This window comes from Streptomyces sp. B8-7 (assembly GCF_058833805.1).
Genome location: NZ_JBYRRL010000009.1, coordinates 1 through 24,012 on the forward strand (window position 1 = coordinate 1; position 24,012 = coordinate 24,012).

Below are 24,012 nucleotides of genomic sequence, written 5' to 3' on the forward strand. Positions count from 1 at the left end.
CGGTGGTTCGGTGCGTCGGCGGCGGGCGGGCGCGGTGGGTCCGCGGCGCGCGGGCGGTGTGCCTGCCGGTCCGGCCGGGCGCAGGCGCACGTCGGCCGGGATGCCCGTCGTACGTGCGACGGCCCCCGCCGCAGAGCGGCCCCGCCGGGCCTTTGCCGGGCTGCCGCCGACTCGTGCGGCGGGCCGTTGCGGCAAACCGTTCGCCGCACCGTTCGCCGAACCTTTCGCCGAACCGTTCGGCGGGCCGTGCCGGGAGCCCGTTTCGCGGTCACCGCCGCGGGTGCTCCGCGGCGGTGCGGAGCGCTTGACACAAAAATCGAACATCCATTCTTATGGAGGTTCCGGCAAGGCTCTCGCCGGGTGCTTTCGTGCGGTTCATGACGAGAAACGCCCGAGTTATCCACAGGCCGGACCTGCGTCGGGGCGCATTGTCAGTGGCAGGCGCTAGCGTCTTTGACGTGAAGCGATCGACTCAAGCAAACCGGGTGGAACCCATGGCAGGAACCGACCGCGAGAAGGCCCTGGATGCCGCGCTCGCACAGATTGAACGGCAATTCGGCAAGGGCGCGGTCATGCGCATGGGCGAGCGGTCCCAGGAGCCCATCGAGATCATCCCGACCGGATCGACCGCCCTCGACGTGGCCCTCGGCGTCGGCGGCCTGCCGCGCGGCCGTGTCGTCGAGATCTACGGACCGGAGTCGTCCGGCAAGACCACGCTGACCCTGCACGCGGTGGCGAACGCGCAGAAGGCAGGCGGCCAGGTCGCGTTCGTGGACGCCGAGCACGCCCTCGACCCCGAGTACGCGCGCAAGCTCGGCGTCGACATCGACAACCTGATCCTCTCCCAGCCCGACAACGGCGAGCAGGCCCTGGAGATCGTGGACATGCTGGTCCGCTCCGGCGCCCTCGACCTCATCGTCATCGACTCCGTCGCCGCACTCGTCCCGCGGGCGGAGATCGAGGGTGAGATGGGCGACAGCCACGTCGGGCTGCAGGCCCGCCTCATGAGCCAGGCCCTGCGGAAGATCACCAGCGCGCTCAACCAGTCCAAGACCACGGCCATCTTCATCAACCAGCTCCGCGAGAAGATCGGCGTGATGTTCGGCTCCCCGGAGACCACGACCGGTGGCCGGGCGCTGAAGTTCTACGCCTCCGTGCGCATCGACATCCGGCGCATCGAGACCCTGAAGGACGGCACGGAGGCGGTCGGCAACCGCACCCGGTGCAAGGTCGTCAAGAACAAGGTCGCCCCGCCCTTCAAGCAGGCCGAGTTCGACATCCTCTACGGCCAGGGCATCAGCCGTGAGGGCGGCCTGATCGACATGGGCGTGGAGCACGGCTTCGTCCGCAAGGCAGGCGCCTGGTACACGTACGAGGGCGACCAGCTCGGCCAGGGCAAGGAGAACGCGCGCAACTTCCTGAAGGACAACCCCGACCTGGCCAACGAGATCGAGAAGAAGATCAAGGAGAAGCTCGGCGTCGGCGTGCGCCCCGAGGAGCCCGCCGCCGAGCCGGGCGCCGACGCCGCGGTCTCCGCTCCCGCCCAGGACGCCAAGCCGGCGACGGCCCCGGCAGCCGCGAAGGCGGCCAAGCCGAAGACCGCGGCCGCCAAGAGCTGACCGCGTGACACGGCGAACCGACTGGGCCGAGTACGCCCACCCCGGCACGCCCCGGCAGCCGGGGCGGGAGGACGACGGGGTCGCCGACGGGCACGGCGACGACCGGCCGGACGGTGCACCACGGTCCGGTGGCGACCGCTCACGCAGGGGGCGTGGGCGCCGTCGGCGCGGCGGACCGGGCCCGTACCCCGCAGACGGAGACGCCCCCACCTCGTCGAGGGCCGGGACGGGGGAGCCTCCGGGGGACCCGGTGGAGCAGGCACGGGCGATCTGCCTGCGTCTGCTCACCGGGACCCCACGCACCCGCAAACAGCTCGCGGACGCCCTGCACAAGCGGGAGATCCCCGAGGACGCCGCCGAGGCCGTGCTGTCCCGGTTCGAGGAGGTCGGCCTCATCGACGACGGCGCGTTCGCCGACGCCTGGGTGGAGTCCCGTCACCACGGGCGGGGCCTCGCCCGCAGAGCCCTCGCCCAGGAGCTGCGCACCAAGGGTGTCGACTCCTCACTGATCGACTCGGCCGTCGGCCGGCTCGACTCCGCACAGGAGGAGGAGACCGCCCGCGACCTCGTCACCCGCAAGCTGCGTGCCACCCGGGGCCTTGACCGTGACAAGCGGCTGCGCAGACTCGCGGGCATGCTCGCCCGCAAGGGCTACCCCGAGGGCATGGCACTGCGCGTGGTCCGGCAGGCGCTGGAGGAGGAAGGAGAGGAGACCGGCTTCATGGAGGACGAAGGGCTCTGAGACGCCGCCGGAAACCTGCCGTCCGGCCCGCCTCGACCCTCCCCGGCCTGTGACTCTCCCCACCTGGACTCCGTGCGAGCCCACCTCTCCGGATCCGCGGTCCGGCTGGATCCGTGGCCCGGCGCAGGCGCGCGGAACCGGCGCGAAGCGACGGCCGTACGACGCAACAGCTCAGCACCCAGGTGGACACGGCGCGCTGAAGGAGCCGGTCCGGCCCACTCCGCGCCCGAACCCCCTGCGGGCGCGTGGCCCGGGGCAAACTGGCCGCAGCCCCGCAGCCCCGCAGCCCCGCAGCCCCGCAGCCCCGCAGCCCCGCAGCCCCGCAGCCCCGCAGCCCCGCAGCCCCGCAGCCCCGCAGCCCCGCAGCCGCTGTGGCGTGACGGCCGCGGCACGGCGGCAGGACTCGGCGCGCCGGTGCTCAGCGGATTCGGCGCCGACCTCGCCGACGCGCGTCGGCCAGGTCCCGGCCACGTGCCGCCCGAACCCGAGCGAGTGCCACGAAGAGCAGACCGACGACGAGGCGCGGGGAGCAGACCGACGACGAGGCGCGGGCCGGCCGTCGCACGGCGTGCACGGATCACGCTGCCCAGGAGGAGTCACGGCCCGGCGGACGCCGGCGACGCCGAAGCCGCGGGCTCCGTCCGGACCGGTCCGCCGAGGGCCGCCTCCGCCGCCGCGTACAGGTCGGCCGGGCGTACCCCGTTCAGGGCCGTGACCAGGTGGCCGTCCGGCCGGATCAGCAGCACGGTGTGGGCGGCCGCACCGGGATAGCTCTCCGCGACCAGCAGCTCCGCCGGATGCGGAAGGGCGGTCACCGCCGCGGCCAGACGGGGCATGAGGCCGGCCGACACCCAGTGCCGGCGCTCCCACACCCCGGTACCCGGCGCGACCAGCACCACCAGCAGCGCACTCCGGCCGAGGCGCTGACGCAGCGGGACGAAGCTGCCGTCCTCGGCCGTGACCGTCACATCGGCGACCGGCGCGCCCGGCGCCGTGTCCACCGGCACCTCCGCCTCGATGTGGCGCGGCGCGAGCGGGGAGTCGCCGTGGACGCCCGGCGCACCCAGCGCCCCCAGCCCGAGGTGGCCGTCGGTGAGCAGCGTGTCGTGCCCCCGGCCCGCTCCGGGCACGTAGGTGCGCAGCCCCTTGCCGCCGCGCAGCAGCGGCAGCACCTGGTCGGCGGCGCGCAGCCGGGCCGCCACCACCGCGCGCCGCTCGGCCTGGTAGCTGTCCAGCAGGCTCTCGTGCGGCCCGTGGTGCCAGGCCAGGGCCAGCTTCCAGGCGAGGTTGTCGGCATCCCGCAGCCCTTCGTCCAGGCCCTGGGTGCCCAGCGCGCCGAGCAGATGCGCGGCGTCACCGGCGAGGAACACGCGGCCCGCCCGCCAGCGCCGGGCCAGCCGGTGGTGCACCGTATGCACGCCGGTGTCCAGCAGCTCGTACGGCGGAGTGACGCCCTGCGACCAGCCCGCGAGTGTCTCCCTCACCCGGGCCACCAGCAGTTCGGGCGTGACCAGGTCCTTGCCCGGCGGCAGCAGCCAGTCGAGCCGCCAGACCCCCTCCGGCAGCGGACGCGCGGTCACCTCCCCGGCCGACGGGCCCGACATCCGCCACGGCGGCGTCCGATGGAGCAACGCGCGGCCGGGCCAGGGAAGTTCCGTGCGCAGTGCGGCCACGGCGTGCCGCTCCACCGCCGTACGGCCGGGGAAGCGGATGTCCTGGAGCTTGCGCACGGTGGAGCGGGGGCCGTCGCAGCCGACCAGGTAACTGCCCCGCCACCAGGTGCCCCGCGGACCCCGGGTGCGGGCGGTGACCCCGGAGGACTCCTGCTCCAGGCCGTCGAGCCTGCTGTCCACGGCGAGGCGTACCAGGCGCTCACCCGCCAGCGCGGCGCGCAGCGCACCCGTGAGGACATGCTGGGCGAGGTGCAGCGGGGCGGCCGCCGGCACGGCCTCGCCCGTGGTGTTCGGGGCGTCAGCGGGGTGGGGCGCGTCCGGGACGGCCAGGTCGATCTCACGCATGACCTGCCGGCGCCGCATCGAGCGCCAGCCGGTCCAGCGGGCGCCCGCCCGCGCGAGCGGCACCCCGGTCAGCCGCTCCACCAGTGCGGCGGTGTCCTCGCGCAGCACGACGGTCCGGGCGAGCCGGGGCTCGTCCTTGCCGGGTCCCTCGTCCAGGACGACGGACGGCACCTCCTGGCGGGCCAGCGCCAGGGCGAGCGTGAGCCCGACGGGCCCCGCTCCGACGATGATCACCGGATCCACGGCGCGGCGCCCCCTGCTCGTGACGGCGTCTCAGGAGACAGATGTGAACAGGAGGTTTGAGCAGGGTGCACGATCACAGAACGTATGCAACCCATTGCCGGTGCTTGCGTCAAGTGACGAAGGCAGTGGCGCGAACGCCACTGCCCTCATGTCGTCTGTGCGGGCCTGCCACGGGCGGGGAACCCGGCGCCGGACGCCGCGTGAGCCGCCCCGTCAGCCGCCGCCGGTGCCACTGCCGCCGCCGGTGCCGAAGCCGCCCTGCACCGCGGCGGGGTTGACCTCCTCCGGCTCCTCGGCGGCCAGCACCGCGCCGGTGGACCGCTTGCTGCGCCGCAGCCGCTTCTCCAGCCAGCCCGCGAAGCTGGTCAGGGCGAAGTTGACGACGATGTAGATGATCGCCACGACCACGAAACTGGGAATGACGTTGGCGTAGAACGCCGCCAGCGTGCCGCGGGAGTTGAGCAGCTCCGTGAAGCCGATCATCACACCGCCCAGTGCGGTGTCCTTCACGATGACGACGAGCTGGCTGACGATGGCCGGCAGCATGACCGTGACCGCCTGCGGCAGCAGGATGGTGGTCATGGTCTGCCCCTTGCGCAGCCCGATGGCCTGGGCGGCCTCCGTCTGGCCCTTGGGCAGCGCGAGGATGCCGGCGCGGACGACCTCGGCGAGGACCGAGGCGTTGTAGAGGACCAGACCGGTGACGACCGCGTACAGCGGCCGCTCGCTGGTGCTGACATCGGTGGAACGGGCGTAGAACTCGTTCGCGAACAGCATCAGCAGCAGGACCGGGATGGCCCGGAAGAACTCGATCACCACGCCGGCCGGGACCCGCACCCACCGGTGGTCGGACAGCCGGGCGATGCCGAAGAGCGCGCCGAGCGGCAGGGCGATGACCATGGCGAGCGCCGCGGCCTTGAGCGTGTTGACGAGGCCGGGCAACAGGTACGTCGTCCAGGCCTCGGTCTCGGTGAACGGCTTCCACAGCTTCCACGCCAGCTGGCCGTTGTCGTCCATGACCCGCCAGATCCACCACAGCAGCACGGTGAGTCCGGCGAAGAAGGCGACGGACAGCAGCAGGTTGCGCCGCCTGGCCCGGGGGCCCGGGGCGTCGTAGAGGACCGAACTCATCGCTTCACCGCCAGTCGCTTGCCCAGCCAGCCGAGGAGCAGGCCGGTGGGCAGGGTCAGTACCACGAACCCGAAGGCGAAGACCGCACCGATCAGCAGGGTCTGGGCCTCGTTCTCGATCATTTCCTTCATCAGGTAGGCCGCCTCGGCCACGCCGATCGCCGCCGCCACGGTGGTGTTCTTGGTCAGCGCGATCAGCACGTTGGCCAGCGGGCCGATGACCGCGCGGAACGCCTGCGGCAGCACGATCAGACGCAGCACCTGGGTGAAGTTGAGGCCGATCGCGCGCGCCGCCTCCGCCTGCCCCACGGGCACGGTGTTGATGCCGGAGCGCAGCGCCTCGCAGACGAAGGCCGCGGTGTAGGCGACCAGGCCGAGGACGGCCAGCCGGAAGCCCTGGACCTTGAAGTCGTCCGGGGCGCCCATGGTCACCCCGAAGATGTCGGCCAGGCCGAGCGAGGTGAAGACGATGATGACCGTGAGGGGGATGTTACGGACGATGTTCACGTACGCGGTGCCGAAGCCGCGCATCAGCGGGACCGGGCTGACCCGCATGGCGGCCAGCAGGGTGCCCCAGACCAGTGAGCCGAGGGCGGAGAAGACGGTCAGCTGAACCGTCACCCAGAACGCGCCCAACAGGCTCGGGTCGTGGTAGTCAGAAAGAAAGTCGAACACTGTCTCCCGCGCTTCCGGGTGTAGGGGTGTGCGGGCACGCCGCCCCCGCGCGGGGGCGGCGCACCGGTCGTCCGGAGCGTCAGCTCTTGATGTCGCCGATCGCCGGAGCGGGCTCGTTCTGGTAGCCGGCCGGGCCGAAGTTGTCCTTCACGGCCTGCTCCCAGGCGCCGTCGCCGACCATCTTCTCGAGGGCCTTGTTGATCTTGTCGAGGGTGGCCGTGTCACCCTTCTTCACACCGATGCCGTAGTTCTCGTTGCTGAGCTTCAGGCCGGCGAGCTTGAACTCGCCCTTGTACTGCTCCTGGGAGGCGAAGCCCGCCAGGATCGAGTCGTCGGTGGTCACCGCGTCCACCGCGCCGCTCTGCAGACCCGCGATGCACTCCGAGTAGGAGCTGTACTCCTTGAGCTGGGCGTCCGGGGCGATGTCCTTCTTGACGTTCTGGGCCGAGGTGGAGCCGGTCACCGAGCACAGCTTCTTGCCGTTGAGGTCGGTGCCCTCGCTGATGTCGGAGTCGGCCTTGATCAGCAGGTCCTGGTGCGCCAGCAGGTAGGGGCCGGCGAAGTCGACCTTCTGCTTGCGCTCGTCGGTGATCGAGTACGTGGCGGCGATGAACTGCACGTCCCCGCGGGACAGGGCGTTCTCCCGGTCGGCGCTCTTGGTCTCGACGAACTCGATCTGGCCGGGCTCGTAGCCGAGCTCCTTGGCCACGTAGGTGGCCACGTCGACGTCGAAGCCGGAGAAGTCGCCGCCGGCCTCCTTCAGGCCGAGGCCGGGCTGGTCGTACTTGATGCCGATCTTGATCTTGTCGCCACCGGAGCCGCCGGAGCCGCTGTCGCTGTCGTTGTCGTCGCCCCCACAGGCCGTCGCGGTCAGGGAGAGGACGAGCGCGGCGGCGGCCGCGGCGGAGACCTTGCGGAGCTTCATGGTGAACATCCTTCGTGTGGAGAGGAGATGCCGTGGAGCGGGTGACACGCACGTCGCGGGCGGCGACGCGGGCTTCTCGGGGTGACGCACGCATCGCGGGCGACGCGGGCTTCTCGACGTGACACGGACGTCACGCCGGGGGTGACGCTGGCTTCTCGGGCGGCGTGCCCCCGGGGGCGTCGGGAACGCCGCGGTCGGGGCGGACGCCGCGGGTGCGGCGGGAGTCAGTGGTGCAGGATCTTCGACAGGAAGTCCTTGGCGCGGTCGCTGCGCGGATTGCTGAAGAACGACTCGGGCGAGGCCTCCTCGACGATCCGGCCGTCGGCCATGAACACCACACGGTTGGCTGCCGACCGCGCGAAGCCCATCTCATGGGTGACGACGATCATGGTCATGCCGTCGCGGGCCAGCTGCTGCATGACCTCCAGGACCTCGTTGATCATCTCCGGGTCGAGAGCCGACGTCGGCTCGTCGAAGAGCATGACCTTGGGGTCCATGGCCAGCGCGCGGGCGATGGCGACGCGCTGCTGCTGACCGCCGGACAACTGGGCGGGGTACTTCTCCGCCTGGCTGGCCACGCCCACCCGGTCCAGCAGGGCGCGGGCCTTCTGCTCGGCCGCCTTCCTGTCCGCCTTGCGGACCTTGAGCTGGCCGAGCATGACGTTCTCGAGCACGGTCTTGTGCGCGAAGAGGTTGAAGGACTGGAACACCATGCCGACGTCGGCCCGGAGCCGCGCGAGGGCCTTGCCCTCGGCGGGCAGCGGCCTGCCGTCGATGGTGATGTCGCCGGAGTCGATCGTCTCCAGCCGGTTGATGGTGCGGCACAGGGTGGACTTCCCGGACCCGGAGGGCCCGATGACCACGACGACCTCGCCACGCGCGATCGTCAGATCGATGTCCTGGAGTACGTGCAACGCGCCGAAGTGCTTGTTGACGCTCTTCAGGACGACCAGTTCGCCACTCGCGGCCGTCTTTTCCTCGGCCACCGATACTTCGGTCATCGCTCTCGGGCTCCGTCCTCCTCGGTTTCGGAGGACAGTAATAACCCCGTACGACCAGCGTCATTACATCTGAGGGGAATCTGAGCATCACGATCCGATAGCAATCGGACACGTGTCGTGGCTCCGGCGGCAGGGGCGCATATCGGCCGGATAACGGAACCGGCGCACGACTGGAACCCTCTTGACGCCGTCGACGTCCATCGGCGTGACTGCCTTGATGCACGCGCGCGCGTGCCCGTGTGTCTAACCGTCGAGACCCTACGCGCGATGAACCGAAGGAGGCCGGGATGCGACTGCTCCTCGTCGAGGACGACAACCACGTCGCCGCTGCCCTGTCCGCGGTGCTGGCGCGGCACGGCTTCGACGTCACACACGCCCGCAGCGGCGAGGAGGCCCTGCGGGCACTCGTCCCCGAGGGGGAGGGCTTCGGGGTCGTCCTGCTCGACCTCGGACTGCCCGACCAGGACGGCTACGAGGTCTGCGGACGCATCCGCAAACGCACCAGCACACCGGTCATCATGGTCACCGCGCGTTCCGACGTCCGCTCCCGCATCCATGGCCTCAACCTGGGCGCCGACGACTACGTCGTCAAGCCGTACGACACCGGGGAACTGCTGGCACGCATCCACGCGGTCAGCCGGCGCACGGTCCCCGGGGACGCCGGGGCCGGCGGCGAGGACGTGCTCCGCCTGGGATCCGTACGCATCGAACTGCCCACGCGCAAGGTCAGCATCGACGGCTCGGCGATCCCGCTGACCCGCAAGGAGTTCGACCTCCTCGCCCTGCTCGCCCAGCGGCCCGGGGTCGTCTTCCGCCGCGAGCAGATCATCAGCGAGGTGTGGCGCACCAGCTGGGAAGGGACCGGGCGCACCCTCGAGGTGCATGTGGCGTCCCTCCGGTCCAAGCTGCGCATGCCCGCGCTGATCGAGACCGTGCGCGGCGTCGGGTACCGCCTCGTCGCCCCCGCCGCATAGCGGGCCCGGGTGCGCACACGACTGCTCCCGCTGCTGATCGTCCTGATGGCGGCGGTCCTGCTGGCACTCGGACTGCCCCTCGCCGTCAGCGTGGCCGCGGGCGAGCAGCAGCGCGTGATCGTCGACCGGATCGACGACACCGCCCGCTTCGCCGCCCTCGCCCAGTACGTCCCGCCCACCACGACCGGCCCCGGCACCACCTCCCCCGACCACCGCACCCTCAGCCGTGAGCTGACCAGCTACCACGAGGTCTACGGCATCCGCGCCGGTGTCTTCTACCGCAACGGCTCGCCGATGACCCACGCGCCCGGCGACTGGCTGCTGCCCGACGAGGGCGAGGTGCGGCGGGCGTTCGATGAGGCCCTGCTCAGCCGGCGCAGCCAGGACCCCCAGCAGATCTGGCCCTGGCAGCGCCGGTCCCTCGTCGTCGCCTCACCCGTCATCCGCGACGGGGACGTCGTCGCGGTCGTCGTCACCGACTCGCCCACCGGTGCGATGCGCTCCCGCATCCTGCGCGGCTGGCTGCTGATCGCGGCGGGCGAGTCCGCCGCGATGCTCCTCGCCGTCGGCGCCGCGCTGCGCCTGACCGGCTGGGTCCTCAGACCGGTGCGGATCCTGGACGCGACCACGCACGACATCGCCACCGGAAGCCTGAAGTCCCGGGTCGCCGTGGCGGGCGGGCCGCCGGAGCTCCGGCGGCTGGCCCGGTCCTTCAACGAGATGGCGGACAACGTCCAGGACGTGCTGGAACAGCAGCGCGCCTTCGTGGCTGACGCCTCCCACCAACTGCGCAACCCGCTCGCCGCGCTCCTGCTGCGGATCGAGCTCCTCGCGTTCGAACTGCCCGAGGGCAACGAGGAGATCAAGTCGGTGCAGGCCGAGGGGCGCCGCCTGGCCCAGGTCCTCGACGACCTCCTGGACCTCGCGCTCGCCGAGCACGCCCAGGCGGACCTGAGCCTGACCGACATCGGCGCGCTCACCGCCGAGCGGGTCGCCGCCTGGGCCCCGACCGCCGGGGCGAAAGGCGTACGACTGGTGGGGGAGTGCCCGCCGACCACCGCCTGGGCCGACCCGGTGGCGCTGTCCAGCGCCCTGGACGCGGTGATCGACAACGCGGTGAAGTTCACCCCCGGGGACGAGTGCGTCGAGGTCCGCGTCGCGTCGAACGGCGACCTCTGCACCATCGTCGTCGCCGACCGGGGGCCGGGGCTGACCGACGAGGAACTCACCCGCGTCGGCGACCGCTTCTGGCGCAGCGGGCGCCACCAGAACATCAAGGGATCCGGGCTGGGACTGTCCATCACCCGGGCGCTGCTGCAGGCGTCCGGCGGTTCCCTCGCCTACGGTCACCACGCGCCCCACGGTCTGCGCGTCACCGTGACGGTTCCCCGGACGGAACCGGCCGGGCGGGCGGGGACCGCGCCGTAGCCGGGGCCCGCCGGCGCGGCGGCCGCCCCGGGGCGGATGCGGTGGCCGCCGGGGGGCGGGCGGCGGGAGCGCCGCGGCCCACCGCACGGTCGGACGGGGCCGGTCACGGCCCCGGTCACGGCCCCGCGCCCTGCCCGCAACGCCCCGCCCGCCGCGTCCTGCCCGCAACGGCGCCGTCTACGGCTTGACCGACCGGTAGTAGCGCCGGGCTCCCTCGTGCAGGGGCACCGGAGCGGTGTAGATCGCCGTACGCAGGTCGACGAGCTGCGCCGAGTGGACGTCCGAGCCGATCTTGTCCCGGCTCCTGATCACGGTCCGGGTCAGCCACTCGGTGAGCCGCGGGTCCACGTCCGAGCGGGTGACCAGGAGGTTGGACACCGCCATCGTCGGTACGGCCGTGCCGTGCTGGATGGCCGGGTAGGCCGACTCCGGCATGGTGGTGGCCCGGTAGTAGCGGGTGGCCCCGCCCCGACGCTGCAGCCGCGCCACGAAGTCCGCCTCCAGCGGTACGAACCGGAAGGCGAAGTCGTCGGCGAACTCCTTCAGGCCGTCGGTGGGCAGCCCCCCGGACCAGAAGAACGCGTCGATCCTGCCCTCCTTCAGCCCCTGCGGGCCGGTGTCGATGCCGTCGTAGAACGGGGTGATGTCGTCCTCCGGGTCGATGCCCGCGGTCCTCAGCACCTGGGTGGCGATCAGCCGCACGCCCGAGTTCGGCAGGCCTATGGCGACCCGCTTGCCCCGCAGGTCCCCCACCGACTCCACGTCCGAGTCGCTCGCCACGACGAGGTGCACGTAGTCGTCGTAGAGGCGGGCGACGCCGCGCAGGTCCTCGGCCCGCGGACCCGACTCCGCGCGGTACGTCTCCACCGCGTCGGCGGCCGCGATGGTGAAGTCGGCCGTGCCCGCCGCCAGCCGCGTCACGTTGATCTGCGAGCCGCTGCTGACCTGGAGTCGCACGTCCAGGTCGGGCATGTCCCGCTTCAGGGCGGACCGCAGCAGCGTGCCGTACTTCTGGTAGACGCCGAGCGGCGTGCCCGTGCTGATGGTGATCCTGCCGCTCGGCGGTTCGTCCCCGAGGGGCAGCAGCCACCACAGCAGCAGCGCGACCGCCACGAACGCGGCGCCCGCGCCCTGGAGGGCACGGCGCCTGCCGACTCGGGGGAACGCCTTGGCCATGGGCGCGATCCTGCCAGCTGAGGTGACCTGCTGACCAGGGGCGAGGGGGGACGGCGGTACAGTCGCGGCATGACTCGCTCGCCCGCCCGTCTGGTCCGGGAGTTCCACCTGGCCTTCGCCCTGGACGCCCGCAGCACGCCCACCGAGGTCGCCCCGGAGCTGGCCGCGCACCGTGGCGAGCTGCTCGCGGAGGAGGCCGGCGAGGTCGCCGAGGTGGCGGTCACCGGCCCCCTGGACCGGCTCGCGCACGAACTGGCCGACGTCGTGTACGTGGCCTACGGCACCGCGCTCGTGCACGGCATCGACCTGGACGAGGTGATCGCCGAGATCCACCGCTCCAACATGACCAAGCTGGGCCCCGACGGGCAGGTCGCCCGCCGCGCCGACGGCAAAGTCCTCAAGGGCGAGCACTACGAGGCGCCCGACGTCTCCGCCGTCCTGCGCCGTCAGGGCTGGGCGCCCGGCGCCCCGGCCGACGCCCAGGCCTGAGACCGGGCGCGCACCGGCCCGGCCCCGCCGCCGGACGGGTGATCCCCCTCGGCGGCCTCGGGCCCGCCCCGGACCGCCTACCCTTGAACGCATGACCAGCAGCAGCGACCGGAGCCCGGCAGTGGACGTGCAAGGAACCAAGACGTACGAAGTGCGCACCTACGGGTGCCAGATGAACGTCCACGACTCCGAGCGGTTGTCCGGACTGCTGGAGGACGCCGGATACGTCCGCGCCCCCGAGGGCACGGACGGTGAGGCCGACGTCGTGGTCTTCAACACCTGCGCGGTCCGGGAGAACGCCGACAACCGCCTCTACGGCAACCTCGGCCACCTCGCGCCCAAGAAGGCGCAGCGTCCCGGAATGCAGATCGCGGTCGGCGGCTGCCTGGCCCAGAAGGACCGCGACACCATCGTGAAGCGGGCGCCCTGGGTGGACGTCGTCTTCGGCACGCACAACATCGGCAGACTGCCGGCGCTGCTGGACCGCGCCCGCGTGCAGCAGGAGGCGCAGGTCGAGATCGCCGAGTCGCTGGAGGCGTTCCCCTCGACGCTGCCGACCCGCCGCGAGAGCGCGTACGCCGCCTGGGTCTCCATCTCCGTCGGCTGCAACAACACCTGCACCTTCTGCATCGTCCCGGCGCTGCGCGGCAAGGAGAAGGACCGCCGCCCCGGTGACATCCTCGCCGAGGTCGAGGCCCTGGTCGCCGAGGGCGTCTGCGAGATCACCCTGCTCGGCCAGAACGTCAACGCCTACGGCAGCGACATCGGCGACCGCGAGGCCTTCGGCAAGCTGCTGCGCGCCTGTGGCGCCGTCGAGGGCCTGGAGCGGGTGCGCTTCACCTCGCCGCACCCGCGTGACTTCACCGACGACGTCATCGCCGCCATGGCCGAGACACCGAACGCGATGCCGCAGCTGCACATGCCGCTCCAGTCCGGCTCGGACACCGTCCTGAAGGCGATGCGCCGCTCCTACCGCCAGGAGCGCTTCCTGGGGATCATCGAGAAGGTCCGCGCCGCGATCCCGCACGCCGCGATCACCACCGACATCATCGTCGGCTTCCCCGGCGAGACCGAGGAGGACTTCGAGCAGACCCTGCACGTCGTCCGCGAGGCGCGCTTCGCGCAGGCCTTCACCTTCCAGTACTCCAAGCGGCCCGGCACGCCCGCCGCGACCATGGAGGGCCAGATCCCCAAGGAGGTCGTCCAGGCGCGCTACGAGCGGCTGGTCGCCCTCCAGGAGGAGATCTCCTGGGAGGAGAACAAGAAGCAGGTCGGCCGCACCCTGGACCTGATGGTCGCCGAGGGCGAGGGCCGCAAGGACGGCACCACCCACCGGCTCTCCGGCCGCGCTCCCGACAACCGCCTGGTGCACTTCACCAAGCCCGAGCAGCCGGTGCGCCCCGGCGACGTCGTCACCGTCGACGTGACCTACGCCGCCCCGCACCATCTCCTCGCCGAGGGGCCGGTCCGGGCCGTGCGCCGCACCCGCGCGGGAGACGCCTGGGAGCGCCGCACCGCCGAGGAACAGCAGAAGAAGCAGGGCGTCATGCTCGGCCTGCCCAAGATCGGTATCCCGGCTCCGCTGCCGGTGGCCGACGCCAGCCCCTGCGGCTGCGACTGACCGGGGGAGCACCCCCGCACAGGCCGGAGCCCACCGGGAACCCGTCGGGCCGCCGCCGGCCGTCCCCGCGTACGTCGCGCGTGGGGGGGGGATGCCGATCGACCTCGCGCCCGCGGCGCCACCCCCTCCCGTGCGGGTGCGGGGCGGCTGGGCCGGTCGGCAGCGAGCGCGGTGAGGCGTCCCCGGCGCGGGCGGGAGCACGCACGCCCCGCGTTCCTGCGCGAGCACAGCGTGCTGCACCGTCCCTGCGCGCCCTGCGCGCGCGGGAGCAGGCCCGGTCCGGGTGACCGGCCCCCTACGCCGCCCCCGCGCGGGTGCGGGCGCGGTGCGTGCACGGCCGCGGCGGAGACGGCTCCGGACCGGCCGTCCGTGCGGGCGTGCGCGGGGGCGGGGGACCGCTACGCTGCCGATCATGCTTGCCGCCGCCGCAGTCTGCCCCTGCCCGCCTCTGCTGGTCCCCGAGGTCGCCGCGGGTGCCGCGTCCGAACTCGACGCCGCCCGTGCCGCGTGCGCCGACGCCGTCGGCTTGCTGGCCGCCGCCCGGCCGGACCTGCTGGTGGTCGTCGGACCGGACACGGAGGCCGGGCCGGCGGTGTACCCGCAGGGCACGCCGGGGTCGTTCCGTGGCTTCGGTGTCGCACTGGAGGTGAGGCTGGGCCGGGTGGCGGCCGGGCGCGGCCGCCCGGCCGGAGCGCTCCCCCCGTCGCTGGCCGTCGGCGCCTGGCTGCTGGAGCGGGCCGGATGGGCGGACGCCCCGGTCGAGGGTCTCGGTGTGGGGGAGGCGCTCGACGCCGTGCCGTGCGGCGAGGCCGGGCGTACCGTCGCCGCCCGGGCGGAACGCGTGGCGCTGCTGGTCATGGGCGACGCCAGCGCCTGCCGTACGGTCAAGGCGCCCGGCTACCTCGACGAGCGTGCCGAGCCGTTCGACGCGCAGGCCGCACGGGCCCTGGGAGCGGCGGACCTCGCCGCCCTCGCGCAGCTGGATCCGGACCTGGCCCGCGAGCTGAAGGTCTCCGGCCGGGCCCCCTGGCAGGTCCTCGCGGGCGCCGCCGACGGCGCAGCGCTGTCCGGCACCCTGCTCTACGAGGACGCGCCGTACGGCGTCGGCTACCTGGTGGCGGCCTGGTCGTAGGGACGGGCCGCTTCGGAGCCGGGCGGGCCGCGGGCCGGGTCCTGCCGGGTGCCGCTGTGCCCGGTGCCGCGCTGCCGGATGCCGTGCTGCCGGGTGCCGTGCGACGGGCGTGGGGAACCGCCCGGCCGCAGGGGCTGCCACAGGGCGGCGGGCGGCGGGCGGCGCGGTGTGCCGTGGGGTCGTGGGGCCGTGCGGTCGTGGGGTACGCCCAGCGGCCCGCACGCCGTGGGCATCCCGGCATACGTCGTCGCGCCGCGGGGCCGCGACGACCCGGACAGGAGCGAGGCCGGCAGCAGGCCGTGCAGGGCTGCGGCGGGCCGGACCGACGAGACCGACGAGACGGACCGACGAGACGGACCGGGGAGACGGACCGCGGGCGCCGGCGGCCGGTCGCGGAGCCGTCAGGCGCCGGACCGTCGGCTGCGGCCCGTCGACGGTGCGGGCCGCAGCCGGGCCGTCAGGACGTCGGGGGCGGGGCGTCCGGCGGTGTGCCGGAGCCCGACGTGGTGCCGTCGCCCCCGGCCGGGCCCGGCCGGTGCGCGAGCCGGTGCACGGCCTCCTTGGCCTTGTCCGTGCCCGTCCGGATCCTGTCGCCGTACTTGCCCCTGGTCCTCTCGTCGACGGCCCTCGCCGCCCTGTCCAGGCCGTGCTGGACCTTGCCCCCGTGCTGCTGTGCCAGACCGGAGACCTTGTCCTTCGCCGGGGTGAGCTTGGCCTTCACGTCGTCCAGGAGCCCCATGGTCCGCCCTCCGTCGCGGTGAGGTCAGGTGCGGGCGTCCTCGCCGGCCCCGCTGTCGGCCGCGTCGCCCGCGGACTGCTGCCGCGGGATGCCGCCGTCTGCGGCCGTGCGGACCACAGGTCCGTCGCCCCGCGCGGCCTCCCTCGCCGCGGATCCGGCCTCGACCGCCTCGGTCCCGGCCGCTTCGTCGGCCGCGTCCGACCCGGCGCCGGCCTCGGCCCCGGCCGCGGGCTCCGGAGCGTCCTCCGTCGCAGCGGCGGTGGACCTGCGCAGAAGTCGTTCGAAAACGCCCACAATCACTCCATAGGGTACTCGTGCGGGTGGATGGCGCGGCGTCCGGTGCGGCCGGTCGTGCGGCCGGCCCGCCGCCGCCCCGCGGTCTGCGGGACATCCCGCATCGGGGAACGACACCGGACCGTCGCAGTGACGTCATCCGTTCGGGGGCACTCGTCGAGGTTTGGGAGACTGGTGCGGTGAGCAGCGCAGCCCCCGCCCCCCGAGTCATCGCCGTCGTCGGCCCCACGGCGGCCGGAAAGTCCGATCTGGGCGTCTTCCTCGCCCGGCAGCTGGGCGGCGAGGTCGTCAACGCGGACTCGATGCAGTTGTACCGGGGGATGGACATCGGCACCGCCAAGCTGACGTCCCAGGAGCGCGCCGGGATTCCGCACCACCTGCTCGACATCTGGGACGTCACCGTCACCGCGTCCGTCGCCGAGTACCAGCGGCTCGCACGGGAACGCATCGACGCCCTCCTCGGCGAGGGGCGCTGGCCCGTCCTGGTCGGTGGCTCCGGTCTCTACGTCCGCGGCGCCGTCGACAACCTGGAGTTCCCCGGCACCGACCCCGGCGTGCGGTCCCGGCTGGAGGAGGAGCTGGTGCTGCGCGGCCCCGGGGCGCTGCACGCCCGTCTCGCCGCAGCCGACCCCGGGGCGGCCCGCGCCATCCTGCCGAGCAACGGCCGCCGGATCGTCCGTGCGCTCGAGGTGATCGAGATCACCGGCCGTCCGTTCACCGCGAACCTGCCCGGTCACGACTCGGTCTACGACACCGTCCAGATCGGCGTCGACGTGGCCCGTCCCGAACTGGACCAACGCATCGCCCGCCGGGTCGACCGCATGTGGGAGGCCGGTCTCGTGGACGAGGTGCGGGAGCTGGAGGCGCACGGGTTGCGCGAGGGGCGGACGGCCTCGCGTGCGCTCGGCTACCAGCAGGTTCTCGCGGCCCTCGCGGGGGACTGCACCCTGACCGAGGCGCGCGACGAGACCGTCCGGGCCACCAAGCGCTTCGCGCGCCGCCAGGATTCGTGGTTCAGGCGCGACCCACGGGTGCACTGGCTGAGTGGGGCTGCGGCGGATCTCACAGAACTTCCGCATCGAGCACTGGCGTTGGTCGAACGACCGGTTACAGCCTGATCACGTCATGGCATCGGGACGCCCCGGTCGTCATCGGGGCCCCCGGTGCCGTGCCATCATCGAGCTTCGATCGACCAAATGGAGTCCGAGTTGGGAGGGCGCGTGGCGATGGAGGCCGGCCCTCGCGACACCGCACAAGACACCGAGTCCGTCACCGCCGCCGGCGGCCCGGCGGAGCCGGAGGACCAGCGTCTGAGTGCGGACGGGCCCGACGAGACCCCGGACGGGGTCAGCGACGACGGTCCCGAGCCGGAGGAGATGTTCGCGGGCGGCCCCGAGGTCGAGGTGGAGCTGCGTCCGCAGCGCCGCCTGCGGATCTGGCAGCTCGCACCCATCGTGGGCCTGGCCGCGCTCGGCTCCCTGATGTTCGCCTTCCCGCTGGCCTTCGACTTCGGCGACAGCGGCGCCGTGATCGCCATGCTGGGGCTGCTGATCTCCTCCTGTGCCGCCGGCTGGGGGATGATGGCGGCCCGCCGCGTCGGCTACACCTGGCCCGGGCTGCCCCAGCGGGGATCGGGCCGGCGCTCCGACTGGCGGGTGGTGGTCACCTACGCCGTGGTGGTGCTGGCGGTGGTGGTGCTGGCGGTGTGGCGGGTCGCGCGACTGCGCTGACGCGCCGCCCCGGCACCCCGCGGCCCGCACCACGGCGACGCCGCCCGCGCCGGAGTCGTCGTCGTACGGAGTCTCCCCGGGCGCTTCTCCCCTCCCGCTGACGGACACCGGGCCGTGGTGCCCTCTGCGCCGTGGCGCCGCGTGCACCGTTGCGGTGGAGCGCCCTGAGGCACGGTCGCGTCCTCCTGCTGCGCTGTCCCCTCCGCTGCGCTGTCCCCTCCGCGGCCCGCCGTACCGCCGCAATCGCCGTACCGCCGCAATCGCCGTACCGCCGCAATCGGCGGATCGCCGGACCGCCGATTCGCCGCGGCGCCCGCAGCGGCCCTGCCGCCCGAGCGTCGCGGCGCCGACACCGGCCGCCCGCCCCGCTCCGCTTCGGGTGACGCCGGCGGGCCCCTGGCCGCCCGGCGCCGCCCGACGGGCCTCCGGCTGACGCGGACCAGGCCCGTGGCTGACGCCGGGTCGGGCCCGGTGCGCCGTGTCCGGGCCGGTGACGCGGCGTACCGGCCGTCGGCGGCACGGCGCGCCGGACCGGCCTCGCCACCCCGTACGATCGAGGAATGAGCACGCGGATCGCCTTCCTCAAGGGGCACGGCACCGAGAACGACTTCGTGATCGTCCCGGACCCCGAGAACACCGTCGACCTGCCCCCGGCCGCCGTGGCAGCCCTGTGCGACCGCCGCGCGGGTGTCGGAGGCGACGGGCTGCTGCACGTGGTCCGCTCCGCGGCGCACCCCGAGGCACGGGGGATGGCGGCGGACGCGGAGTGGTTCATGGACTACCGCAACAGCGACGGGTCCGTCGCCGAGATGTGCGGCAACGGCGTACGGGTCTTCGCGCGCTACCTCCAGCGCGCCGGGCACGTCACCGAGGGCGACCTCGCGGTCGCCACGCGCGGGGGCGTGAAGCGCGTGCACCTCGCGAAGAACGGCGACGTCACCGTCGGCATGGGCCGGGCGGTGCTCCCCGAGGGCGACGTCACGGTCGAGGCCGGCGGGCACAGCCGGCCCGCGCGGAACGTGAACATGGGCAACCCGCATGCGGTCGCCTTCGTCGACGACCTCGCCGACGCGGGGCCGCTGCACCAGGCGCCGCCGTTCAGCCCGGCCGAGGCCTACCCGGACGGCGTGAACGTGGAGTTCGTCGTGGACCGCGGCCCTCGCCACGTCGCCATGCGGGTGCACGAGCGTGGTTCCGGCGAGACCCGCTCCTGCGGCACCGGCGCCTGCGCGGTCGCCGTCGCCACCGCCCGCCGGGACGGCACCGACCCGTCGCTCACCGGCACCCCGGTCACCTACACCGTCGACCTCCCCGGCGGCCGGCTGTCGATCACCGAACAGCCCGACGGCACCGTCGAGATGACCGGACCCGCCGTGATCGTCGCCGAGGGCGAGCTCGACGCGGAGTGGCTCGCGGACGCCGTGGCCGGCCGGGCCACGCTCTGAACCGCCGACCCCGCTCCGGCCGCCCCGGTGACGGCCCGGCAGCGCTGTCGGTGGCGCTCCGGCCCGCCTTCACGATCTGCTGTCACCGCCTTCCGGGGCCGCGTCCGGCGAGGCCCCGGGGCGTCCGGCGGACGACCGCCGGCGTCCCGTCCCGCCCCTGGACGCGGCACGCCCCGCCCCGAGGGGAGCGACCGGACTCCGGTTCGAGACCCGGTCCCTCCGGGGAGGGGGAAGTGGCAACCGCAAACCTCCCGGCCTTCGCTCGAATGGGTGATCCGTTTCACGCTCGGCGAGAGACGGCCAGCCGGGCGTGATGGGCTCGGTAGCATCAAGCACCGGCCCGGACGGGGGACGGCCGCCGACCCCTGAGCCGTGTCCGCCCTGGGGCACCCCGTCGGCCGGTCCACGCAGCCGGAGGTGCCCATGAGTGCGGAGGCCACGAACCCCGCGACCCCAGGCCCGGCGGCGAGTGCCCTGACCGGGCTGCCGACCACCGCGTCGGTCCCCCGCAAACGGGCCCGCCCCCGGATCGACCTGCGGCGTCTGGGCCGGGCCGCGCTGCTCGGCCCCGCCGCCCGCGGCCGGCTCCCCGACGCCATCGGCCATGTGGTCGACGCACACCGCGCCCACCATCCCGAAGCCGACCTGGACCCGCTGCGCCGCGCCTACGTCCTCGCCGAGTCCTCGCACCGCGGGCAGATGCGCAAGAGCGGCGAGCCCTACATCACGCACCCGCTCGCGGTGACCCTGATCCTGGCCGAACTGGGCGCGGAGACCACCACCCTGACCGCGTCCCTGCTCCACGACACGGTCGAGGACACCGATGTGACGCTCGATCAGGTAGGCGAACAGTTCGGCGCGGAGGTCCGCTTCCTCGTCGACGGCGTCACCAAACTGGAGAAGGTCGACTACGGTGCGGCCGCCGAGCCCGAGACGTTCCGCAAGATGCTCGTCGCCACCGGCAACGACGTCCGTGTGATGTCGATCAAACTCGCCGACCGGCTGCACAACATGCGCACCCTCGGCGTCATGCGCCCCGAGAAGCAGGAGCGCATCGCCAAGGTGACCCGCGACGTCCTGATCCCGCTCGCCGAACGCCTCGGTGTCCAGGCCCTGAAGACGGAACTGGAGGACCTGGTCTTCGCGATCCTCCTCCCGGAGGAGTACGCGTACACGCGCGCCCTGATCGTCGAGAACACGGCCCGAGCGGACGACCCGCTCGCCGAGATGGCCGACGAGATGCGGGCCGTGCTGCGTGAGGCCGACATCGCCGCCGAAGTCCTCATCCGGCCCCGGCACTTCGTCTCCGTCCACCGGGTCTCCCGCAAACGCGGGCGGCTGCGCGGCGCGGACTTCGGACGGCTCCTGGTGCTGGTGAACGAGGACGCCGACTGCTACGGCGTGCTGGGCGAACTGCACACCTGTATGACGCCGGTGGTGTCGGAGTTCAAGGACTTCATCGCCGTACCCAAGTTCAACCTCTACCAGTCGCTGCACACCGCGGTCGCCCGCGCCGACGGCCAGGTCGCCGAAGTCCTCATCCGCACGCACCAGATGCACAAGGTCGCCGAGGCCGGCGTGGTCGCCCTCGGCAACCCCTACGCGCCCGCCCCCGACGACCCCGCCGACGGAGAACGCGAGGACCCCACCCGGCCCGGCTGGCTCAGCCGCCTCCTCGACTGGCAGGAGGCCACCCCGGACACGGACACCTTCTGGTCCTCCCTGCGTGCGGACCTGGCACAGGACCGCGAGATCACCGTCTTCCGCCCCGACGGCGGCACCCTGGGCCTGCCCGAGGGCGCCACCTGCGTGGACGCGGCCTACGCGCAGTACGGCGAAGACGCGCACGCCTGTATCGGCGCCCGCGTGAACGGCCGGCTGGCGACGCTGAGCACCGTGCTGCGCGACGGGGACACCGTGCAGCTCCTCATGGGCCAGGACCCCGCCTCCGAGCCGTCCCGGCAGTGGCTGGACCACGCGCACACCCCCGCCGCGCGGATCGCCATCCAGCGCTGGATCGCCACCCACCCCGCCACGGCACCGGAGGCCGTGCCGGAGACCCGCCGGACCCCGCAGGCCTCCGGGGACGTGCCCGCCGTCCAGCGCGTACGCGTACCGGCACCGGAGCGCCGCTCCCGGTCCACGCCGCCCGCCGGCAGCGGCGGACAGCCGGACGGCACGCCCGCCGGACCCGGTGCCGCCCGGCCCCGTGGCGAGGGGGCGGTCGCCGTGGACCGGCCCGGCGCGGCCGTCCGGCTCGCCGGCTGCTGCACCCCCGTACCGCGCGACGAGGTCACCGGATTCGCCGTGCGCGGCGGTGTGGTGACCGTGCATCGCGTCGCGTGCCCCGCCGTGAGCCGTATGACGGAAGCGGGCCGCGCGGAGGTCGCCGTGGCCTGGGGGGACAACACCGAGTGCCGGGTGACGCTGTTCGCCGAATCGTTCGTCCGGCCGCATCTGCTGGCGGACCTGACCGAGGCGATGGCCCTGCAGGGTGCCGAGATCGTCTCGGCGACCGTCGAACCGCCCAGTCACCAGCACGTCCGGCACACCTACACCGTCACCCTGCCCGACGCCGCCGGGCTGCCCGACCTCCTGCGCGCCATGCGCGACGTCCCCGGCGTGTACGACGTGAGCCGCGCCCAGGCCGACGGGGCGCAGAGCATGTGAGGCCCACGCGGGGCGCCCTCGGCGCACTCCGTGGTCCCTCTGGTCCTTCTGGTCCTTCTGGTCCTTCTGGTCCTTCTGGTCCTTCTGGTCCTTCTGGTGCCTCTGCTCCCTCTGAGTCACTCTTGGTCCCCCCGATCTTCCCGGAACCTCCCGCCCAGGACGATGTCTCCCGTGGTCGTGGTCGTGGCCGTGGTCGTGGTCGTGGTCGTGGCCGCTCGGGCCGCTCGGGCCGTTCCGTCCGACGGCCGCCGGGGCCGCGTCCCGTGCCGCGCGTCCACGCCCCGTCCCCGGGGGGAACCCGTTCGGGTGGGCCGGGCGCGCGTCGGCGGCGCAGCGCGGCGGCGCGCTGGTAGCCGTGAGGCATGCCGCTCACTTCCCGTGTCACCACGCGCGCGTGTCGTACCCGCCCGGTCACCCGTTCCCGCCGCCTGACGGCTGCCCTGCTGGCCTCCGCGGTCTCCGTCTGCCTGGTCGCCGCGAGTGCTCCGCCGGCCCAGCTGGGCGTCGGCGACCGCCTCTACCCGCACCTGGGCAACCCCGGCTACGACGTGGCCTCGTACGACCTGTCGTTCACCTACAGCGGCTCCAACAGCAAGCCGCTCCGGGCCGTCACCACCATCGACGCCCGGACCACCACCCGGCTCGACCGCGTGAACCTCGACTTCGCGCACGGCACCGTCGACTCGGTCGAGATCGACGGCCGGCCCGCCGGTTTCACCACCGTCGGCGAGGACCTGGTGGTGACTCCACGGCAGTCCCTCGGCCGGGGCGACTGGATGCGCATCACCGTCCGGCACATCAGTGACCCGGTGCCCCCCGGGGGACGGGACGGCGGCTGGGTGCGGACCGCGGACGGGCTCGCCATGGCCAACCAGGCGGACGCCGCCCACCTGGTGTTCCCCTGCAACGACCACCCCTCCGACAAGGCCATGTTCACCCTCCGGGTCGCGGTCCCCGACGGCTACACGGCCGTGGCGTCAGGCCTGCGGACCGGCGTGGACCGCGCACCCGGCAGGACCACCTGGACGTACCGGACCGGGCATCCCATGGCCACCGAACTGGCCCAGGTCTCCATCGGCCGGTCCACCGTCCTGCGCCGCACCGGACCGCACGCCCTGCCCGTCCGCGACGTCGTCCCCACCGCGCACCGCAAGGCGCTCGAACCGTGGCTGGAGAAGACCCCCGGACACATCTCCTGGATGGAGAGCAAGGTCGGGCGCTACCCCTTCGAGACCTACGGCGTGCTCATGGCCGACGCCGCGACCGGGTTCGAGCTGGAGACGCAGACCCTCTCCCTGTTCGAGCGGGGTCTGTTCACCGAGCCCGCCTACCCGGAGTGGTACGTCGAGTCGATCATGGTGCACGAGCTGGCCCACCAGTGGTTCGGCGACAGCGTCACCCCGCGGACCTGGTCCGACCTGTGGCTCAACGAAGGACACGCCACCTGGTACGAGGCGCTGTACGCGGAGGAGACGGCCGGCCGGCCGGTGCAGGCCCGGATGAAGGCCGCCTACGGCGCCTCCGACCGCTGGCGGGCCTCCGGCGGGCCTCCCGCGGCCCCCAGGGAGCCCCGCCCCGGCAGCAAGATCGGGATCTTCCGGCCGAACGTCTACGACGGCGCCGCGCTCGTGCTCTACGCCCTGCGCCAGGAGATCGGCCACCGCGCCTTCGACCGCCTGGAGCGCGTCTGGGTCAGCCGCCACGCGGACTCCACCGCGACCACGTCCGACTTCGTGGCGCTGGCCGAGCAGATGTCGGGGCGCGACCTCGGCACCTTCTTCCAGGACTGGCTGTACGGAGAGAAGACCCCGCCGATGCCCGGCCACCCGGACTGGGAGGCAGCACCGCCCACCGGGGTCCGGAAGTAGGCCCCGCCGTGACCGGGAGACAGGGCACCGCGCCCGGTACGCCGCGGCGCGGGCGCCAGGCCGTCCGGCCGGCACCCGGTCACCTGCGCGCCC

General features: G+C 73.4%; 20 protein-coding genes. 12 read left to right on the top strand and 8 right to left on the bottom strand.

Translation table 11 applies throughout. The annotated features are described in order from the left end of the window. Nucleotides 1-494: 494 nt before the first annotated feature. Together recA and recX are read left to right on the top strand one after the other, a co-directional pair. Nucleotides 495-1,619, top strand: a complete 1,125-nt coding sequence (gene recA, locus AC5K6T_RS31440; RefSeq protein ID WP_493214430.1) for a recombinase RecA — start codon at nt 495-497, stop codon at nt 1,617-1,619. Between the two features lie 4 nt (nt 1,620-1,623). Continuing rightward, nucleotides 1,624-2,361 carry a recombination regulator RecX gene (gene recX, locus AC5K6T_RS31445; protein WP_493214431.1) on the top strand — a complete coding sequence of 246 codons (738 nt, stop codon included), beginning with the start codon at nt 1,624-1,626 and terminating at the stop codon, nt 2,359-2,361. A 596-nt stretch (nt 2,362-2,957) separates the two neighbouring features. Here recX and AC5K6T_RS31450 read toward each other — a convergent pair. The 5 genes from AC5K6T_RS31450 to AC5K6T_RS31470 form a co-directional block, all read right to left on the bottom strand. Then, entirely contained in the window at nt 2,958-4,622 is a 1,665-nt protein-coding gene (locus tag AC5K6T_RS31450; protein WP_493214432.1) for an FAD-dependent monooxygenase, read from the bottom strand. Nucleotides 4,623-4,835: 213 nt separating this feature from the next. Beyond that, nucleotides 4,836-5,753 (bottom strand): amino acid ABC transporter permease, encoded by a 918-nt coding sequence (locus AC5K6T_RS31455; protein WP_493214433.1) that lies wholly within the window; start codon nt 5,751-5,753, stop codon nt 4,836-4,838. Then, complete coding sequence (locus AC5K6T_RS31460) at nt 5,750-6,427, bottom strand: amino acid ABC transporter permease (protein ID WP_493214434.1); 678 nt, start codon at nt 6,425-6,427, stop codon at nt 5,750-5,752. The genes AC5K6T_RS31455 and AC5K6T_RS31460 overlap by 4 nt, the downstream gene beginning before the upstream one ends. 79 nt (nt 6,428-6,506) lie before the next feature. Beyond that, on the bottom strand, nt 6,507-7,352 hold the full coding sequence (locus AC5K6T_RS31465) for a glutamate ABC transporter substrate-binding protein (protein WP_493214435.1): 846 nt from the start codon (nt 7,350-7,352) through the stop codon (nt 6,507-6,509). Nucleotides 7,353-7,576: 224 nt separating this feature from the next. Then, on the bottom strand, nt 7,577-8,353 hold the full coding sequence (locus AC5K6T_RS31470; protein ID WP_493214436.1) for an amino acid ABC transporter ATP-binding protein: 777 nt from the start codon (nt 8,351-8,353) through the stop codon (nt 7,577-7,579). A 287-nt stretch (nt 8,354-8,640) separates the two neighbouring features. On the opposite strand from AC5K6T_RS31470, the gene AC5K6T_RS31475 reads away from it, so the two are divergent. Together AC5K6T_RS31475 and AC5K6T_RS31480 are read left to right on the top strand one after the other, a co-directional pair. After that, nucleotides 8,641-9,327, top strand: a complete 687-nt coding sequence (locus tag AC5K6T_RS31475) for a response regulator transcription factor (RefSeq protein WP_493214437.1) — start codon at nt 8,641-8,643, stop codon at nt 9,325-9,327. 9 nt (nt 9,328-9,336) lie between these two features. Next, on the top strand, nt 9,337-10,755 hold the full coding sequence (locus AC5K6T_RS31480) for a sensor histidine kinase (RefSeq protein ID WP_493214438.1): 1,419 nt from the start codon (nt 9,337-9,339) through the stop codon (nt 10,753-10,755). 177 nt (nt 10,756-10,932) lie between these two features. Here AC5K6T_RS31480 and AC5K6T_RS31485 read toward each other — a convergent pair whose 3' ends face one another. Further along, nucleotides 10,933-11,931, bottom strand: coding sequence for a TAXI family TRAP transporter solute-binding subunit (locus AC5K6T_RS31485; RefSeq protein ID WP_493214439.1), 999 nt, complete (start codon nt 11,929-11,931; stop codon nt 10,933-10,935). Nucleotides 11,932-12,000: 69 nt separating this feature from the next. On the opposite strand from AC5K6T_RS31485, the gene AC5K6T_RS31490 reads away from it, so the two are divergent. The 3 genes from AC5K6T_RS31490 to AC5K6T_RS31500 all read left to right on the top strand — a co-directional run bounded on the left by AC5K6T_RS31490 (nt 12,001) and on the right by AC5K6T_RS31500 (nt 15,173). Next, on the top strand, nt 12,001-12,420 hold the full coding sequence (locus AC5K6T_RS31490; RefSeq protein WP_493214440.1) for a pyrophosphohydrolase domain-containing protein: 420 nt from the start codon (nt 12,001-12,003) through the stop codon (nt 12,418-12,420). 91 nt (nt 12,421-12,511) lie between these two features. Continuing rightward, entirely contained in the window at nt 12,512-14,041 is a 1,530-nt protein-coding gene (gene miaB / locus AC5K6T_RS31495; RefSeq protein WP_493214441.1) for a tRNA (N6-isopentenyl adenosine(37)-C2)-methylthiotransferase MiaB, read from the top strand. A gap of 412 nt (nt 14,042-14,453) precedes the next feature. Beyond that, a complete protein-coding gene (locus tag AC5K6T_RS31500) occupies nt 14,454-15,173 on the top strand; it encodes a class III extradiol dioxygenase subunit B-like domain-containing protein (RefSeq protein ID WP_493214442.1) in 720 nt (239 codons plus the stop codon). Nucleotides 15,174-15,630: 457 nt separating this feature from the next. Here the strand turns inward: AC5K6T_RS31500 and AC5K6T_RS31505 are convergent, their stop codons facing one another. Continuing rightward, nucleotides 15,631-15,912 carry an antitoxin gene (locus AC5K6T_RS31505; RefSeq protein WP_493214443.1) on the bottom strand — a complete coding sequence of 94 codons (282 nt, stop codon included), beginning with the start codon at nt 15,910-15,912 and terminating at the stop codon, nt 15,631-15,633. A gap of 24 nt (nt 15,913-15,936) precedes the next feature. Then, nucleotides 15,937-16,206, bottom strand: a complete 270-nt coding sequence (locus tag AC5K6T_RS31510; RefSeq protein ID WP_493214444.1) for a hypothetical protein — start codon at nt 16,204-16,206, stop codon at nt 15,937-15,939. Nucleotides 16,207-16,385: 179 nt separating this feature from the next. On the opposite strand from AC5K6T_RS31510, the gene miaA reads away from it, so the two are divergent. From miaA to AC5K6T_RS31535, 5 genes are all read left to right on the top strand, one after another. Continuing rightward, complete coding sequence (gene miaA, locus AC5K6T_RS31515) at nt 16,386-17,324, top strand: tRNA (adenosine(37)-N6)-dimethylallyltransferase MiaA (protein WP_493214445.1); 939 nt, start codon at nt 16,386-16,388, stop codon at nt 17,322-17,324. Between the two features lie 108 nt (nt 17,325-17,432). Further along, entirely contained in the window at nt 17,433-17,936 is a 504-nt protein-coding gene (locus tag AC5K6T_RS31520; protein ID WP_493214458.1) for a hypothetical protein, read from the top strand. Between the two features lie 560 nt (nt 17,937-18,496). Continuing rightward, on the top strand, nt 18,497-19,381 hold the full coding sequence (gene dapF, locus AC5K6T_RS31525; RefSeq protein ID WP_493214446.1) for a diaminopimelate epimerase: 885 nt from the start codon (nt 18,497-18,499) through the stop codon (nt 19,379-19,381). Between the two features lie 423 nt (nt 19,382-19,804). Then, nucleotides 19,805-22,051, top strand: a complete 2,247-nt coding sequence (locus AC5K6T_RS31530; RefSeq protein ID WP_493214447.1) for a RelA/SpoT family protein — start codon at nt 19,805-19,807, stop codon at nt 22,049-22,051. 362 nt (nt 22,052-22,413) lie between these two features. Then, nucleotides 22,414-23,919, top strand: coding sequence for a M1 family metallopeptidase (locus tag AC5K6T_RS31535; RefSeq protein ID WP_493214448.1), 1,506 nt, complete (start codon nt 22,414-22,416; stop codon nt 23,917-23,919). Nucleotides 23,920-24,012 lie beyond the last annotated feature (93 nt).

Excerpts from the sequence above, each read along its gene's own strand:
- recA (WP_493214430.1), top strand. The coding sequence starts at position 495 with ATGGCAGGAACCGACCGCGAGAAGGCCCTGGATGCCGCGCTCGCACAG.
- AC5K6T_RS31455 (WP_493214433.1), bottom strand. The coding sequence starts at position 5,753 with ATGAGTTCGGTCCTCTACGACGCCCCGGGCCCCCGGGCCAGGCGGCGC.
- AC5K6T_RS31465 (WP_493214435.1), bottom strand. The coding sequence starts at position 7,352 with ATGAAGCTCCGCAAGGTCTCCGCCGCGGCCGCCGCCGCGCTCGTCCTC.
- AC5K6T_RS31470 (WP_493214436.1), bottom strand. The coding sequence starts at position 8,353 with ATGACCGAAGTATCGGTGGCCGAGGAAAAGACGGCCGCGAGTGGCGAA.
- AC5K6T_RS31475 (WP_493214437.1), top strand. The coding sequence starts at position 8,641 with ATGCGACTGCTCCTCGTCGAGGACGACAACCACGTCGCCGCTGCCCTG.
- AC5K6T_RS31485 (WP_493214439.1), bottom strand. The coding sequence starts at position 11,931 with ATGGCCAAGGCGTTCCCCCGAGTCGGCAGGCGCCGTGCCCTCCAGGGC.
- AC5K6T_RS31490 (WP_493214440.1), top strand. The coding sequence starts at position 12,001 with ATGACTCGCTCGCCCGCCCGTCTGGTCCGGGAGTTCCACCTGGCCTTC.
- miaB (WP_493214441.1), top strand. The coding sequence starts at position 12,512 with ATGACCAGCAGCAGCGACCGGAGCCCGGCAGTGGACGTGCAAGGAACC.
- AC5K6T_RS31500 (WP_493214442.1), top strand. The coding sequence starts at position 14,454 with ATGCTTGCCGCCGCCGCAGTCTGCCCCTGCCCGCCTCTGCTGGTCCCC.
- AC5K6T_RS31505 (WP_493214443.1), bottom strand. The coding sequence starts at position 15,912 with ATGGGGCTCCTGGACGACGTGAAGGCCAAGCTCACCCCGGCGAAGGAC.
- AC5K6T_RS31520 (WP_493214458.1), top strand. The coding sequence starts at position 17,433 with ATGGAGGCCGGCCCTCGCGACACCGCACAAGACACCGAGTCCGTCACC.
- dapF (WP_493214446.1), top strand. The coding sequence starts at position 18,497 with ATGAGCACGCGGATCGCCTTCCTCAAGGGGCACGGCACCGAGAACGAC.
- AC5K6T_RS31530 (WP_493214447.1), top strand. The coding sequence starts at position 19,805 with ATGAGTGCGGAGGCCACGAACCCCGCGACCCCAGGCCCGGCGGCGAGT.
- AC5K6T_RS31535 (WP_493214448.1), top strand. The coding sequence starts at position 22,414 with ATGCCGCTCACTTCCCGTGTCACCACGCGCGCGTGTCGTACCCGCCCG.